Origin of the sequence: Flavobacterium panici (assembly GCF_024499525.1) — a bacterium.
Classification (GTDB): Bacteria; Bacteroidota; Bacteroidia; order Flavobacteriales; family Flavobacteriaceae; genus Flavobacterium; species Flavobacterium panici.
In genome coordinates this window covers 4,552,842-4,569,007 of sequence record NZ_CP100437.1, presented here as the reverse complement: position 1 = coordinate 4,569,007, position 16,166 = coordinate 4,552,842, and the positions used below count along the sequence as shown (strand labels likewise).

The following is a 16,166-nucleotide window of genomic DNA, read 5'->3' as shown; positions in this document are numbered from 1 at the left end:
CTGCAGTTGAGATTGGTTCGTTCCACGCAATGATGCATTTGTCTGCTTTGAAGTTTATTTTTTATGATAAAAGAAAAATCCTTTTCATATATAAAAAACAAGTATTTTTAGTACAAAAGTCGATGAAAACTAATTTGTTGATTTAGATGTAATTATAAAATTTATTATGAAGAAAAACATTTTCTATTTTTTATTGATCTTACTTTCAGCCAATTCAAATGCGCAGATTAGAGGTTTTGTTGATTTATCTTTTTATCGTCATACTGATTTTCAAGGTTCTGGTTATATTCAGGGCGGGTTAGGTTTAGAAGCTAAAGTGTACAAGTTCTTAAAACCTGAGTTTGGGGTAACTTATTATTATGGAACTCTAGAAGATTATAATAAAATAGATGCTGTAGGAAACATTACAAGTGTGGCAAAAGTAAGTGCGAATGCTTTAAATTTTGGATTTACTCCTAAAATATGTCTTTCTTGCGGAGAATATAGTGCCGGAGATGTTCTTCTTCAAATTCTTCCTGTTTATAATATATCAAGAATCGAAGCCCAGCAGAATTATTCCACAATCAATCAAAATAATCCGTCTCAATCGAAAACAAAAAAGGATATAGTTACAGAATGGCAGCAATCTGTAGGGATTGGACTTGGTATAGATATTATTCTTTCAGATAAAAATTATGATTCTCTGGCAGTCAATTTATATTATACAGGTGTAAATATGGGAAAAGCTATAGGTGAGGTAGAAAGCACCAATACAAGATACGACAGCCGTACTTTAGGATTTGGATTGAACTATTATTTTGGTTTCAAGAAGAAAGATTAAAAGACTGTTAAATTGTTTCAGGTTTAAAGTTTCATGTTTCAGGTTGAAATGCGATTAAACTTTGTGTAGATTTTTAACGCAAAGCACGCTAAGATTTTTTAATAAGTTAGGTTTTTATAAAACCGCTAAGTTCGCAAAGCTTTGTTTTGATATAGCTTTGCGAACTTAACGCATTGTAAATACAATCTATATCAAAAAAAACTTAGCGTGCTTTGCGTTAAATATCACAACGAACCTGAAACATGAAACCTAAAACTTGAAACAAAAACCATCAAAAATAAAAAACCGCAACTCTTTTAAAGAATTGCGGTTTCTAGGTATAAAAAATGGTTGGTTAATAGCGATATTTTTTTTTACAATGATATGTCTTTAATTTTAAATTAAAAAAAATCCCTGTAACAAAAAGAAGTTTTGATGTTAACTATTTAACATTACCGGCATTACCAGCATTGTTACGGTTTCACCTTCTTCTAAACCGTCTGCAGGCGTTAAAATTCCGGCTCTGTTTGGTAATGACATCTCTAACATAATCACATCAGATTGAAGGTTTGTCAGCATTTCGATTAAGAAACGAGAGTTAAAACCAATTTGTAAATCATCACCTTGATAATCACAAGTCAATCTTTCTTCTGCTTTGTTTGAGTAATCGATATCTTCTGCAGAAACATTTAATTCAGCTCCTGCAATTTTTAAACGAATTTGGTGTGTAGTTTTGTTTGAGAAAATCGCAACACGACGAACAGAGCTTAAAAATAAAGAACGATCGATTAATAATTTGTTTGGATTTTCTTTTGGAATTACCGCTTCGTAATTAGGGTATTTTCCGTCGATTAAACGACACATTAAGATATAATTGTCAAATGAGAAAGTCGCATTTGAATCGTTGTATTCAATTTTTACTTCAGCGTCAGAACTTCCTAAAATACTTTTTAAGATATTTAAAGGTTTCTTTGGCATAATAAAATCAGCAACCTGAGACGCTTTTACATCTGCACGAGCATATTTTACTAATTTATGAGCATCTGTAGCAACAAAAGTTAAACCTTCTGGAGAGAACTGAAAAAATACTCCAGACATTACCGGACGTAAATCATCGTTTCCGGCAGCAAAGATTGTTTTACTTACAGCTGTTGCCAAAACATCAGCAGGAACTAAAGTTACAGATGGATCTTCAAGATTTACAGACTTAGGAAATTCTTCTCCTGCAGCGTATGCTAATGCATATTTACCTGAGTTAGAACTAATCTCAACTGTATTATTGTCTGCAACAGTAAAAGTTAAAGGCTGCTCTGGAAATGTTTTTAAAATTTCAAGTAAAAGTTTTGCCGGTACAGCAACGCTTCCTTTACTTTTAGAATCGATTGATAATGTAGCCGACATTGTCGTTTCAAGATCTGAAGCCGAAACAGTCAACTCACTATTGTTTAGTTCAAATAAAAAGTTGTCTAAAATAGGCAACGTATTGTTACTGTTAATTACACTACCTAAAACTTGTAATTGTTTTAATAAGTACGAACTCGATACTATAAATTTCATCTCTTTTGTTTTATTTTTTGAGGTATTACCGAGCATTTAGGCGCCGGGCATACGGATTACAAATATATCGTAAACATTCTTAGTTTCGCAATTTTTTTATTAACATCTATCGGCTGTATTTCTTTTTTCGGAGAAAGGTAAATACCAATCCGAAAACCAATAAAATAAGGATTGGAAGCCCGATAGTTATGAATTGTGTTGTCGTATAATTTTCGTAAACTTTTTCTTTATCCAATAATGGCAGTTCAACATCTTTGCTTCTAATGTTAATAAGTCCTGTATCATCAAGAAGATAATTGACACAATTCATCATAAAATCTTTATTATCATAAAGGTTTCCGGTTCTTTGGTCATAGCCCAGTTCAACAGGCATCATGTTTTTATCCAGTTGATTTCTGGCAATATCTCCATCAGCAACAACGATCATTTTGGTTGGTTTTCCTTTTGCCTGAAATGAACTTTCTTTAAAAGGTAAAACACGATTCTCAAATGCCGAATGGAAACTTCCTTCTAGTAAAACAGAAAGATTTATATTTCCTTTATTGGCATAATCTGCTGGTGTAGTTTTCTCTGTTACTATGTTCAGATTAATTTCTGAAGGTGTTCCAATTGTTTTAGAATATTGAGACGATTGTAATAAAACGGTCTTTTTAATTCCGTTTTTCAAAGTATCAATCGGACTGGCAAAATCAAATTTGATTCCGCCTAGATTTTTCACAATTGGGTGCTGGCTTGATGGCTGAACCAGTGGTGCAAATTTCCAGATAAAATCCTGATATTGAGTAGCGCTTCCTTGTTCTCCGGTTGCCAGTTTTATTGGGCTTCCGTTTTCGTCTTTAACCAAATCAGGATTAATTCTGAATCCGTATTTGAAGAACATATCGTTTAAATTCAAGTCTCTAGGATACGCCAAAGTCGCACCAGCCTGATTGTATAAACTGTCCATATCTGCAGCAACCTGATCAACCAGCCATAAAGTTTTACCGCCGTTCATGATAAACTGATCCAGAACTTGTTTTTCTTCGTCTGAGAATTTTTCAGTTGGTTTTGAGATTATCGCTAAATCATATTTTTCTAAAGCATGTAAAGTACCGTTTGGATCTTTCGCAACAGAATCTAAAGTAAAAGGCCCGATATAATAACTTTCCTTGATCTGTCTCAATAACTTACCAATATGAATTTCAGATAATTCACCATTTCCTTTTATAATCGCAACTTTCTTTTGTCTGTCTTTGGTAATTTTATTGATAGCATCCGCAATTGAATATTCTAAATGCTGAATAGAGCCAATTACTTTTTGCGTAGTCGAAGCCCCCATAATGTTTTTCAACAAAGGAATATTGACTTCTTTATTATTGTAAACCGCAACAGCCCAAGGAAAAACCATTTCCTGAGATTGTTTTCCTTTATCGTCAACCGTTATGTTTATTGGCGTAAGTCCTTTTTGATAAAGTGATTTTACAACTTCCATATTGTCTTCTCCGTCTTCCATTGGGTTAACGAATTCAAAAACAATATTGCTGTTGTAAGCCTGAAATTCTTCCAGTAATTGTTTAGTTTCCAGTTGTAAACGTCTAAAATCTGCAGGAAGTTCGCCCTGCATATAAATCTTAATTGACAACGGATTTTTAACCTGTCTTACGATTTTTAAAGAAGTCTCAGATAAAGTATATCGTTTGTCTTTCGTTAAATCAAAACGATGAAAGAATAAGCTTCCGAGAACATTTAAAACAATTAAAATAAAAATTGTAATGCCTAATGTCTTTAAATTTAATTTATTAGATGATTTCATTACGCTTTAAAAGATTTTAATTGATAAACTGTAAAAGATAAAAACAAAACGCTGATGCTTAAAAAGTAAATTACATCGCGGGTATCAATAACGCCCCGGCTCATACTTTTAAAATGATCCTGCATTCCAAATGCCGAAATAATGTTCGATTGTCCCGGAACTAATGAAGCTAAACCTTCAAATCCAAAATAAAATAAAAAGCATAAAAACACGGCAATAATAAACCCAACAATTTGATTTTCTGATAGAGTAGAAGTGAAGATGCCAATTGCTGAATAAGAAGCAATTAAAAATAATAATCCAAAATAAGAACCAATTGTGCTTCCCATATCAATGTTTCCTTCTGGTAATCCTAAACTCGAAATAACTTTTACATAAATGAAAGTTGGTATAATAGCCAAAATTATAAGGAGGAACGATCCAAGAAATTTTCCGTTTACAATTTCCCAAATCGATAATGGTTTGGTTAAAAGCAATTCAAGAGTTCCTTGTTTTCTTTCGTCAGAGAAACTTCTCATGGTTACAGCCGGAATCAGGAAAATTAAAATCCACGGCGTTAAAGTGAAAAACGGAGTTAAATCGGCATAACCGGTATTTAATATATTGTAATCTCCCTCAAATACCCATAAAAACAGTCCGTTGCTGATTAAGAAAATCGCAATGACCAAATAGCCAATAGGAGAGCCGAAAAAGGATTTTATTTCTCGTAAAATGATTGATTTCATTTGTGTTTTTTGTTTTTATTGTTTCAGGTTTTATGTTTCAAGTTGTCCGCTTAACGTGAAACTTGAAACATGAAACTAATTTAAGCTAACCAATTTATCAACGCTCCAAGCCTCTGGTTTTGCATTGAATAGTTTTTTTGTAAAATCCCAAACTGTATTAAATAATTCAGATTGTCTGTAATTTTCTAAATCTTGTTCGGTTTCCCAATAACTATAGGTAAAGAAAATACATTTGTCATTTTTATCCTGATACAATTCTAAAAAACGATTTCCGTCTGCATTTCGTATTTTATCTTTCACAGATTCAAAATTCTCCAGAAAATCAGGAATTTTTTCTTCATGAAAACTCATTTTTACTATTCTTACAAACATGTATTCAATTTTAGATTTTAGATTGTTGATTTTAGATTTGTTCGAAACCTAAAAGTCTTACGGGTGCGCAAAAATACCAAAATTGATTGTTGTTTTTATAAAAATTATAATTGTTGTGTAAAAATAAGTTCTATGTGGCTAGCTAGACTTTATAACTGCTTTTAATTTAAATTTTTTCTGATTTCTTTCATTCATTGCAGTAATGATTTCACCATTAAAAAACTTCTGTAAAAAGTCCCAACTGCTGGCATTAACACCACCGTTTCCATTTTTGTCAAGATTAATAAGGATGTCAAGATTGCCAATGAATTCGAGATTATCACGAAATTTCATAAAATCTTTTCTCCATATGATAAGTGCATATGTGCCTAACAGACATGGTTTTATTTCAGGATGATGCTCCCACATATTTATGAGATCTTGATCTGAATAGTTATAAAGATTGGTTTTGGTCATATTTCCTACTCCAAAAAAATCTAGATTCTTAACTGTTTCTATAGTCGGTTTTTGGATATCATTATAATCTAAAAGAGAAAAAGTGTAACTATGAGGACTTACAGTTTTATTGGTACTTGTACAGAGAATAATGTTGTATTTATTATCTGTATTTGTAAATGTCAAAAGATTTCCTCGATCTATATCTTTAATTTTTTCCATCTGAAGGCCTTTCTTTAATATGGAATTAATAATTTAAATTTTCTATGAAAATTTGATAGTAATCACATCTCGATAATTCAATCCCAACAAACTATTAGCAGACCCCACTTTAGAAGGATTACTTCTAAAAATAGCAATCTCAAGAAAACCAGCTTCATTAAAAATGGCTAGTTTCTCGCCTTCATAAGTTTTAATTGGATATTTATCTGAAGTCGCAATAGCCGAATAATTTGGCAGAATCGTTTTAATACTTTTTGGCTTCATCACAATTTCATACGGACGACCTTTTGCGACTTCTAAAAATTGCTGTTTTGAAATATTAGTTACTACGTTTCCAAAATGATCAATATAAATAACGTAGCCTTTTAATGAATTTCCATCTGCAGCAACTACAGGCTGTAATTCGGTTACTTCTTTAACTGCTGGAATTTCTTTGCCAATAACATTCAGTAAACCGCCTTTTGCAATATGGCAGGCCACTTGAATAAAAATATCCAAATCACTGAATTCAATAGGAAAACGATCATGAATATTGATTTCTACAATTTTTTGCGGTACAATCTTCTGCGTAAGCATGCTTAAAATTCCGTTATCGGCACAAATAAAGAAATGATCGTTCCATTGCATAGCGATATGCTGGTTCTCTTTATTGCGTTCAATATCGACCCCTATTAAGTGTACAGTCCCTTTTGGAAAACTCAAATAGGAGGCTCCAACAATGTAACTTGCTTCGGCAGTGTTAAATGGATCAATGTCATGCGAAATATCAATAATTTTTGCCTCTGGAAGTTCAGAAATGATTTTACCCTTCAGCGAACCCACAAAGTGATCTTTTAAGCCGTAATCAGTAGTGAGGGTAATTATTGACATCATTTTGTTTATAACTATTGATAGTATTTAAATCTAATTTTCATTAAATTTGAGAAATGCAAATCTAATAATACTAAATGCAAATTGAAAGTAGAAAAAACAAATTGCACTTAAAGATATGAACATACCCGACAACAATAGATTTTCAAAACAAATTTATTTTTAATTTAAATTTATCTCATTTGAACGAAAGAATTATCGAGCTTATAGACATCGCTCCAAAAGACTTTTGGGGCGCGCAGGATTCTCATCTTGAAATAATTAAAAAGTACTACCCAAAGCTTAAAATCGTAGCGCGAGGGACAACTTTAAAAGCCTTTGGCGAAAAAGATGTTTTAGATGAATTCGAAAAGAGATTTCAGAGGCTTATGCTTCATTTTACCAGATACAACAACATTGATGATAATGTAATTGAACGTGTAATAATGAGTGATGGTCAGGATGAAAAAAAAGCATACGATCATGACAAAATATTAGTTCACGGAGTTGGCGGTAAGATTATTAAAGCCATGACACCTAACCAGCAGTTACTGGTAGATACCATCAGAAAAAATGATATGGTATTTGCAATTGGTCCTGCCGGAACCGGAAAAACTTACACGGGTGTTGCAATGGCTGTTAAAGCACTTAAAGACAAAGAAGTAAAAAGGATTATATTAACGCGTCCGGCGGTAGAAGCAGGTGAAAATCTTGGTTTTTTACCCGGCGATATGAAAGAAAAGCTAGATCCTTACATGCAGCCTCTTTATGATGCTTTGAGAGATATGTTACCAAATGAAAAACTCGAAGATTACATTTTAAAAGGAATTATTCAGATTGCGCCTTTGGCATTTATGCGCGGGCGAACGCTTGATAACGCCTTTGTAATTCTGGATGAAGCGCAGAATACAACGCACTCACAAATGAAGATGTTTTTGACCCGTATGGGAAAAAACGCCAAGTTTATGATTACGGGAGATCCTGGTCAGGTCGATTTACCACGCAGAACTATTTCGGGTCTTAAAGAAGCTATTTTGGTTCTTAAAGATATAGACGGCATCGGAATTATTTATCTTGATGATAAAGATATCGTACGCCACAGATTAGTGAAAAAGGTAATCGACGCTTATAAGCAAATAGAAAACCACGATTAATTTCGTGTGTAGATGGTTAATGAATGTTTAATAAATTCTGCCACAGATTAAAATGATTCTCACAGATTATAAAAATCATTTTAATCTTTTAATCTGTGGCAAAATAAATAAAACCAAAAAGTATTCGTTTTATTCATGTTATTTAGAACTGAGTAAAACGAATATTTTTTTATATTAAAAAATGAAACAACTAGATGATTTCTACCTTAATCAAGAAGAACCCATTAAAGGAACATTTCTGGCATTAAAAGATATTATCTTAAAACAAGACAAAGACATTACACATGTTTTAAAATACGGAATGCCATTTTTCTGTTATAAAGGAAAAATGTTCTGCTATTTATGGATTCACAAAAAACTGAAACAACCCTATATCGGAATTGTGGAGGGAAAACATTTTGAAGAATCTTTTTTGATTCAGGAAAAACGTTCGAGAATGAAAATTATGATGTTTAATTCTGAGGAAGATTTACCATTAGAAAAGATTGAATTTGTTATTCAGAAAGCAATAAACTTGTATAAATCTGGAATTATTAAAGTTTAATTGTTTAAAATGCAGTATTTAACGGAATAGTTAAATAAATAATAAACTTGCCCCATTTTTGGCTTTCAAGGCTCGTAATCTTTGCTCAGCTGAGCGTAAAGCCGTAAATTTGCACATCATAAATATTTGATATTGATATGACAAAACTTAAAAATATAAAAGTCGTAGTAAGTGATCTTGACGGAACTTTACTCAACACTCAACACAAAATTTCAGATTATACTAAATCCATTTTTCAGGAACTTCACAATCAAGGATATCTTTTAGTTGTTGCAACAGGTCGCCATCATCTTGATGCAATGGCTATTGTTGAAACACTTGAAGTTCCCGTTTATTTAGTGAGTTCAAACGGAGCGAGAATTCATTCACCAAATAAAGAAGAGCTTTTTGCATTTAATTTAAATAGTGATGTTGTAAAAGCAGCTTTAAATGTAGAAATCGATCCTGAAATTACAGTAGTTTTATTTAAAGAAAATGTTTGGCAGACCAACAGAATAAGCGAAAAACTAAATGCTTATCAGTCAGAATTAAATTATCGTCCGGAATTAGTAGATTATAAAACGCTGGAAGATTTTGGCGCCATTAAAATATTCTTTTCATGCGATAATCACGAAAAATTAGTAAAACTTAAAGATGACGTTTTAGCCAATTCTTCAGAACATTTACACCACGCATTCAGCTTGCCAACTTGTTTGGAATTTATGGACAAATCGATAGATAAAGCCGTTGCAATCGAACAAGTGCTGGAAAAAGAAGGTTTCACTTTAGCCGAAGCAGTTTCATTTGGAGACGGCTTTAATGATGTTCAAATGTTATCAGCGTCTGGAAAAGGGTTAATTATGGGCAATGCACCCGTATTATTAAAAGAAACTTTGCCTGATTTAGAAGTTATTAAAACAAATGCCGAAGATGGGGTAGCAAAATATATCGCTTCAAAAATATTAGACAAAGAACTGGTTTAAAGTTTTTTGCCACGAATTACACGAATTTCCACGAATTATTTAACTGGTAAATCAGCTCGATTGCTTCAACAAATAATTCGTGGAAATTCGTGTAATTCGTGGCAAACCAAACCCAATTAATAACATTTCTTATTTATCTTTTTCTTTGATGATGTAACTCTCTGAAATAATTTTAAATTTGCATTCATAAAAAACAACACAACTAAGATAATGAGCAATACAATTACAACCACAAATTTTAATTTCCCAAATCAGAAATCAGTTTACCGCGGAAAAGTTAGAGAAGTTTATAACATCAATGACGATCTTTTAGTAATGGTAGCAACTGACAGACTTTCGGCATTTGACGTGGTTTTACCAAAAGGAATTCCGTACAAAGGACAAATTTTGAATCAGATTGCAACAAAATTTATGGAATTAACCCAGGATATTGTTCCAAATTGGTTAATTGCAACTCCAGATCCAAACGTTGCTGTTGGACATTTATGTGAGCCTTTTAAAGTAGAAATGGTAATTCGCGGTTATCTTTCAGGACATGCAGCACGTGAATATGCAGCAGGAAGAAAACAAATCTGCGGTGTAGCAATGGCAGAAGGTTTAAAAGAAAATGATAAATTCCCGGAACCAATTATTACACCAACTACAAAAGCAGATAATGGTTCTCATGATGAAGATATTTCTCGTGAAGACATTTTAGCAAAAGGAATTGTTTCAGAAGAAGATTATTTAGTTTTAGAAAAATATACTCGCGCTTTATTTCAAAGAGGAACTGAAATTGCTGCTTCTCGCGGATTAATTTTAGTGGATACAAAATATGAATTCGGAAAAACAAAAGACGGAGTAATTGTTTTAATTGATGAAATTCATACTCCTGATTCTTCTCGTTATTTTTATGCAGAAGGATATGCAGAAAGACAAGAAAAAGGAGAGGAACAAAAACAATTATCTAAAGAATTTGTTCGCCGCTGGTTAATCGAAAACGGTTTTCAAGGACAAGAAGGGCAGCAGATTCCAGATATGACAGACGCTTATATTGAATCAGTTTCTGAAAGATATATCGAATTGTATGAAAATATTTTAGGAGAAAAATTCGTGAAAGCAGATATTGATAATATTGACCAACGTATTGATAAAAACGTATTACAATACTTAGCTTCTAAATAGTAATTTCGGGTTTAAACTAACTATTTAAACCATGAACATTATTTCAAATAAAACAAATGCCTTGTTATCTATATGTATGATAACAGGGCATTTTCTTTTTGCGCAGATTGATAAAAATGCCACAAAAGAAACCAAAATTTTATATCACAATTTAAAAGCTATTTCAAAAGAACATATTCTGTTTGGTCATCAGCACGCTTTAGAATACGGTCACGGATGGAGTAATGAACCCAACAAATCAGATGTAAAATTAGTTACCGGTTCACATCCTGCAGTTGTTGGAATTGATTTCAGCGGTTTTTCAGGGCATTCAAAAGAAGAAATTGAGAAGACAAAGTCAGTTTTAAAAAAGAATGTTATTGATACTTACGAACGCGGCGGAATCACAACTGTTTCCTGGCATTTTAATAATCCGGCTTCCGGCGGCGGATTTTACTGGAAAGATTCTGTTTCTGTAGCAGCAATGTCATTAATTAAAAAAGGAAGTTCGCATCACGAACAATACAAGGAAATTTTGAAAACTATTGCCGATTTTGCTAATTCTGTAAAAGCAAAAGACGGAAAATTGGTTCCAATGATTTTCAGGCCTTTTCATGAATTTGACGGTGATTGGTTTTGGTGGGGAAAAAAATATACTTCCCGCGAAGATTTTATAGAAGTATGGCAGTTTACAGTTTCTTATTTAAGAGATACTTTAAAAGTCCATAATTTTATTTACGCCTTTTCTCCAGATAATCGATTTAATTCGGAATCAGAATATTTAGAGCGTTATCCCGGCGATGATTATGTAGATTTATTTGGAATGGACGATTACGGCGATTTTGGACGTGATGGAAAATATGATTTAGATGCTGGAATTAAAAAACTCAAAATCATATCTGATATTGCTATTCAAAAGAAAAAACTTGCCGCTTTTACAGAAACAGGTTTAGAATCTATTCCTAATGAAAAATGGTGGACAGAAACGCTGTTGAAATCCCTGCAAAAAGAAAAAATAGAACTCTGCTATGTTTTAGTCTGGAGAAATGATGCCAAAAGTCCAACACATTATTATGCTCCATTTCCTGGGCAGATAAGCGAAAAAGATTTTCTTAAATTTTATAATGATCCCTACACTTTATTTGAAAACGATTTAAAGAACATTTATAAGAGGAAATTTTAAATAATTTCCTCTTTTTTTAAATTCATGACTAAAAACTATTTCGTTATAATTTAGGATTTTTCCTATTTTATATACCTGCTGCGAAAGTTTTTTATTTTAGTGAGAAATCCACAAAATCTTGCTTAAAAATTTTGTTTTAATGAAAAATTTCTGCCTTTTTTGAGCATAATAATATTGTATAGTTAAAAAGGTGGAGTATTGCTTTTAATTTTTCTTAAAAAAACTACTATCCAAAATGAAAAAATATTTGAATTCGTGTAACATTTCTACATTTGCTGCGTCTTTTATATAGAATTTCAATTTTAGAAAGACAATATTTCGAATTCATTAATAAAACGTTAAGAATTAGTTAAAACAAAGTACTTGGTAATACAAGTTACTAAAATTAGATTACATTTGTCAAGAATTTAAATCAATTCATTATCAATCAAATAATTATCAATCAATTTAACAAACCCAATCATTATGAAAAATTCAGTTATTTATTTAGGATTAGCTTTAGTAACATTTGTAAATGTAGCAACAGCTTCAAATAACACATCAGTAGTTAAAAATCAAGTTGCAGTATCAGCTGTATACGATGACGGAACACCCCTAGTAGTTGCTGTAAGCAAAGGAGATATCGATACAGTAAAGAAATTTATTGAATACGGTGTTAATGTAAACGAAAAATCAGACGATATGTCTCCATTAATGACTGCAGCTCGTTACAACAAAGTTGAAATCATTAAAGTTTTATTAGCAGCTGGTGCTCGTCCATCAGATAAAAATGAAAAAGGATATACAGCATTAAAATTTGCTCAATTATCAAATGCTACAGAAGCTATTGCACTTTTGAAAGACGCAAAATAATAGTTTAAAAAGTTTGAGTTAGTACACAAACGGCCATCTTTGAACAGATGGCCGTTTTTTTGTACTCTATTGTTTCGTTGAATAATTTATATAAGCAAAAATAGGCTGTCTCAAAAGTGAGTCGGATCTTTTACTATAATTATTTTTGTTTTTTTAGTGACTTAATTGGTCACTTTTTGATATCCGATTTATCATTCCATAGGAATGTTTCGTAGGTAGAAAAAAATAACGGTTAGCCACATTTACGTTCCGTTGGAACGTTTGACAGCTCAGTTTATTAAAGACAATGTCCAAAATCAAACGTTCCAACGGAACGTAAACCATTAATAACAATATAATCTTCTACCAATGAAATGTTCCTACAGAACAAAGGAAACATGTAAAATAACAAAGAGGCTGTCTCAAAGTTGAGACAGCCTCTTTTCTTTCTAAACCAAATTAATCTAACCAAAAATTAATTTTATTGTAAATGCAGCTATTCTATAGGAGCATGTTTTTTCTTGTTGAATATCCAGAATAAAATTGGGAATACTAATAACGTCAGGATTGTTGCTGTTACCAATCCTCCAATAATTACAATTGCAAGAGGTTTTTGAGATTCAGAACCAATTCCTGTTGAAATTGCTGCCGGCATTAAACCTATGGAAGCCATAAGTGCAGTCATAACTACAGCTCTTGTTCTTGCTTTTACTCCCATAAAAATGGATTCTTCAAGGGAGAATTTTGCCTTGAGATTATGATGGAATTCTGATATCAGAATTACTCCATTTTGAATACAAATTCCCAGTAAAGCAATAAATCCAACTCCCGCCGAAATTCCGAAATTCATTCCGGTTAAGTGTAAGGCAATAATTCCTCCAATTACAGCAAACGGAACATTAGCTAAAACTAATAGTGAATCTTTGAAATTTCCAAACAAAATAAACAACAGCACAAATATTCCAATTAAACTTATTGGCACAACCTGAGCCAGACGCGCACTGGCACGAACCTGATTTTCAAATTCTCCAGTCCAGCCTGTTGTATATCCTGGCGGCATTTTTACTTCTGCCACTTTAGATTGTGCCTCGGCAATAGTACTTCCTAAATCTCGGTCACGAACAGAGAATTTTACTCCAATAAAACGTTTTGTATTATCTCTGTAAATAAAAGCCGGACCAGTTATCGTTTTAATATCGCAGATTTCTTTCAACGGAATTTTTGCCCCGCTGATGGTTGGTACTTTTAATTCCGCCAAATCTTCTTCATCTTTACGGTATTCTTTAGAAAAACGAACACGGACATCAAATTTCTTTTCATCCTCATATTTTTGAGTGGCTGTTTTTCCTCCAAAAGCCAATTCTAAAACCGCCTGAGCATCGCTTAAGGTTACGCCATAAGCCGCCATTTTTTCTCTGTCGAGAATTACACTAATTTCCGGCTGACCAACATTTCTAAGAATTCCGACATCTTTAATACCAGAAATATTTTTAATTTTTTCCAGAACCTGATTAGACAATTCATCTAATTTATCTAAATCATCACCATAAATTTTAACTGCATTTGAAGCTTTAAAACCAGCAACAGATTCCGCAACGTTATCAATTACAGGCTGAGAATAATTATACGTAATTCCCTGATGAACTTTTAGTTTATCATCCATTTCATTAATTAAACCATCCATCGTGATTTTTCGTGTCCATTCTGATTTTGGTTTCAAATCAACCTGAAGCTGAATAAATCCAAATCCGTTCGGGTCTGTTCCGTCATTGCTTCGTCCGGTTTGCGAAAGCACATTTTTTACTTCGGGAAAACTTTCCAGATCTTTTCTGATCATCGCCGCGGTTTTCACACTTTCGGGTAATGAAGTACTCATCGGTAATTCTGCCGTTACCCATAACGCACCTTCATTTAACTGCGGTAAAAACTCTGTTCCTAAAAATGTTGCTGAGAAAAAAGTCGCAGCAATCACACTTAATGAAATAACTAAAGTTTTTACTTTATGTTTAAATGTCCAGGCAAAACCTTTTGCAACATTTCTGTCCCAAAAGTTTACAAACGGGTTATTTTTTTCTTTTACGTTTTTATTCAATAAAATATGAGATAAAACCGGAACCAAAGTCAAGGTAAAAAGTAACGCTCCCATTAAGGCAAAACCTAAAGTATAGGCAAGAGGAGAAAACATTTTTCCTTCTACTTTCTGGAACGAGAATATCGGCAGTAAGGCAGTAATGATAATTAATTTAGAGAAAAAGATGGCTTTACCCATTTCAGTTCCCGTCTTCTTAATAATGCTTCCTTTTGCAATTTTATTATAAGCCGTCATTCCTAATTGATGCGCTCGATGATCGAGTACAACAAATAATCCTTCGACCATTACAACCGCACCATCAATAATAATCCCGAAATCGACTGCACCTAAACTCAATAAGTTGGCGCTCATTCCCATCATTTTTAAACATAAAAACGCAAATAATAAAGAAAGCGGAATTACAATAGAAACCGTAAAAGTAGTTCTCCAGTCGGCCATGAAAAGAAACACAACGCATGTAACCAGTATAATACCTTCAAATAAATTATGCATTACCGTTTCGGTAGTGAAATTCATTAAGTTATCGCGATCATAAAAAGTTTCAATTTTAATATCCTTTGGAAGAACATTATCATTCAAATCCTTTATTTTATCCTTAATTAAGGCTAAAGTTTCCTGAGCATTTTCTCCTTTACGCATTACAACAATCCCCTCAACGGCATCATCATTTTTACCAATTCCGGTTTGCCCGACTCTTGGCATCGAACTTTCATAAACGGAAGCTACGTTTTTTACCAAAATTGGATTCCCTCCAGCGTCGTCTACAATAATATTTTCAATATCCTGAATCGACTTAAGAAGTCCAACACCGCGAACTACAAATGCCTGTCCGTTTTTTTCAATAATATCACCACCCACGTTTAAGTTTCCGGCATCAATAGCATTGTAAACCTGAAGCGGTGTAATATTATATTTAGCCAATTTCACAGGATCAACACCAACTTCATAAGTTTTTGTTTGCCCTCCAAACACATTCAAATCAGCAACTCCGGGAACCGCACGCAATTGTTTGTCAATAACCCAGTTTTGGTAAGTCAATAATTCACGGCTGTCACGGCTGTTACTTTTTACAATATATCTGAAAATTTCACCAGTTGGTCCGTAAGGCGGCTGTACATCTGGTTCAACATCATCAGGAAGTGTTACATTTTTAAGCAAATTATTTACCTGAAAACGCGCAAAAGTATCATCGACACCATCATCAAAAATAATTTTGATGACAGATAAACCAAACATCGTAATACTTCTAACGCTTGTTTTTTTCTGAACCGAGTTCATCGAGATCTCGATAGGAGTAGTCACAAAACGCTCTACTTCTTCGGCACTTTTACCATTCCATTGTGTAATGATAATAATTTGAGTATTCGTTACATCCGGAAAAGCATCAATGGGCATATTTTTGAAGGAAATGAATCCGGCAACAGCCAATATTCCTACCCAAAAAAAGGTAAATGCTTTATTCTTAAGTGAAAAAGCAATTATATTTCGTATGAATTTGTTCATGTC

General features: G+C 32.9%; 14 protein-coding genes. 7 read left to right on the top strand and 7 right to left on the bottom strand.

Annotated elements, in window-relative coordinates; translation table 11 throughout:
• Window positions 1-166: 166 nt before the first annotated feature.
• Window positions 167-820 carry a hypothetical protein gene (locus NLJ00_RS19370; RefSeq protein WP_256635029.1) on the top strand — a complete coding sequence of 218 codons (654 nt, stop codon included), beginning with the start codon at window positions 167-169 and terminating at the stop codon, window positions 818-820.
• A 417-nt stretch (window positions 821-1,237) separates the two neighbouring features.
• On the opposite strand, the gene dnaN is transcribed toward NLJ00_RS19370, so the two are convergent.
• The 6 genes from dnaN to NLJ00_RS19340 all read right to left on the bottom strand — a co-directional run bounded on the left by dnaN (window position 1,238) and on the right by NLJ00_RS19340 (window position 6,772).
• Window positions 1,238-2,356: a DNA polymerase III subunit beta gene (dnaN, locus tag NLJ00_RS19365; protein ID WP_053472764.1), complete on the bottom strand. Its 1,119-nt coding sequence runs from the start codon at window positions 2,354-2,356 to the stop codon at window positions 1,238-1,240.
• Window positions 2,357-2,462: 106 nt separating this feature from the next.
• Complete coding sequence (gene gldG, locus NLJ00_RS19360) at window positions 2,463-4,148, bottom strand: gliding motility-associated ABC transporter substrate-binding protein GldG (protein ID WP_256635028.1); 1,686 nt, start codon at window positions 4,146-4,148, stop codon at window positions 2,463-2,465.
• On the bottom strand, window positions 4,148-4,873 hold the full coding sequence (gene gldF, locus NLJ00_RS19355) for a gliding motility-associated ABC transporter permease subunit GldF (protein WP_180860596.1): 726 nt from the start codon (window positions 4,871-4,873) through the stop codon (window positions 4,148-4,150). The genes gldG and gldF overlap by 1 nt, the downstream gene beginning before the upstream one ends.
• Window positions 4,874-4,948: 75 nt before the next feature.
• Window positions 4,949-5,245 (bottom strand): putative quinol monooxygenase, encoded by a 297-nt coding sequence (locus tag NLJ00_RS19350; RefSeq protein ID WP_053472655.1) that lies wholly within the window; start codon window positions 5,243-5,245, stop codon window positions 4,949-4,951.
• A gap of 138 nt (window positions 5,246-5,383) precedes the next feature.
• Window positions 5,384-5,902, bottom strand: a complete 519-nt coding sequence (locus NLJ00_RS19345; RefSeq protein ID WP_256635027.1) for a hypothetical protein — start codon at window positions 5,900-5,902, stop codon at window positions 5,384-5,386.
• Between the two features lie 42 nt (window positions 5,903-5,944).
• A complete protein-coding gene (locus NLJ00_RS19340) occupies window positions 5,945-6,772 on the bottom strand; it encodes an SAM hydrolase/SAM-dependent halogenase family protein (protein ID WP_256637483.1) in 828 nt (275 codons plus the stop codon).
• Between the two features lie 182 nt (window positions 6,773-6,954).
• On the opposite strand from NLJ00_RS19340, the gene NLJ00_RS19335 reads away from it, so the two are divergent.
• From NLJ00_RS19335 to NLJ00_RS19310, 6 genes are all read left to right on the top strand, one after another.
• Complete coding sequence (locus tag NLJ00_RS19335; RefSeq protein WP_053472652.1) at window positions 6,955-7,905, top strand: PhoH family protein; 951 nt, start codon at window positions 6,955-6,957, stop codon at window positions 7,903-7,905.
• A gap of 181 nt (window positions 7,906-8,086) precedes the next feature.
• Window positions 8,087-8,449, top strand: coding sequence for a DUF1801 domain-containing protein (locus NLJ00_RS19330; RefSeq protein ID WP_256635026.1), 363 nt, complete (start codon window positions 8,087-8,089; stop codon window positions 8,447-8,449).
• A 137-nt stretch (window positions 8,450-8,586) separates the two neighbouring features.
• Window positions 8,587-9,411, top strand: coding sequence for a Cof-type HAD-IIB family hydrolase (locus tag NLJ00_RS19325; RefSeq protein WP_256635025.1), 825 nt, complete (start codon window positions 8,587-8,589; stop codon window positions 9,409-9,411).
• Window positions 9,412-9,621: 210 nt separating this feature from the next.
• Window positions 9,622-10,575 carry a phosphoribosylaminoimidazolesuccinocarboxamide synthase gene (locus tag NLJ00_RS19320; RefSeq protein WP_056200175.1) on the top strand — a complete coding sequence of 318 codons (954 nt, stop codon included), beginning with the start codon at window positions 9,622-9,624 and terminating at the stop codon, window positions 10,573-10,575.
• A gap of 31 nt (window positions 10,576-10,606) precedes the next feature.
• Window positions 10,607-11,737 carry a glycoside hydrolase family 26 protein gene (locus tag NLJ00_RS19315; RefSeq protein WP_256635024.1) on the top strand — a complete coding sequence of 377 codons (1,131 nt, stop codon included), beginning with the start codon at window positions 10,607-10,609 and terminating at the stop codon, window positions 11,735-11,737.
• A gap of 465 nt (window positions 11,738-12,202) precedes the next feature.
• Entirely contained in the window at window positions 12,203-12,589 is a 387-nt protein-coding gene (locus NLJ00_RS19310) for an ankyrin repeat domain-containing protein (protein WP_053472646.1), read from the top strand.
• A 475-nt stretch (window positions 12,590-13,064) separates the two neighbouring features.
• On the opposite strand, the gene NLJ00_RS19305 is transcribed toward NLJ00_RS19310, so the two are convergent.
• On the bottom strand, window positions 13,065-16,163 hold the full coding sequence (locus NLJ00_RS19305; protein WP_256635023.1) for an efflux RND transporter permease subunit: 3,099 nt from the start codon (window positions 16,161-16,163) through the stop codon (window positions 13,065-13,067).
• Window positions 16,164-16,166 lie beyond the last annotated feature (3 nt).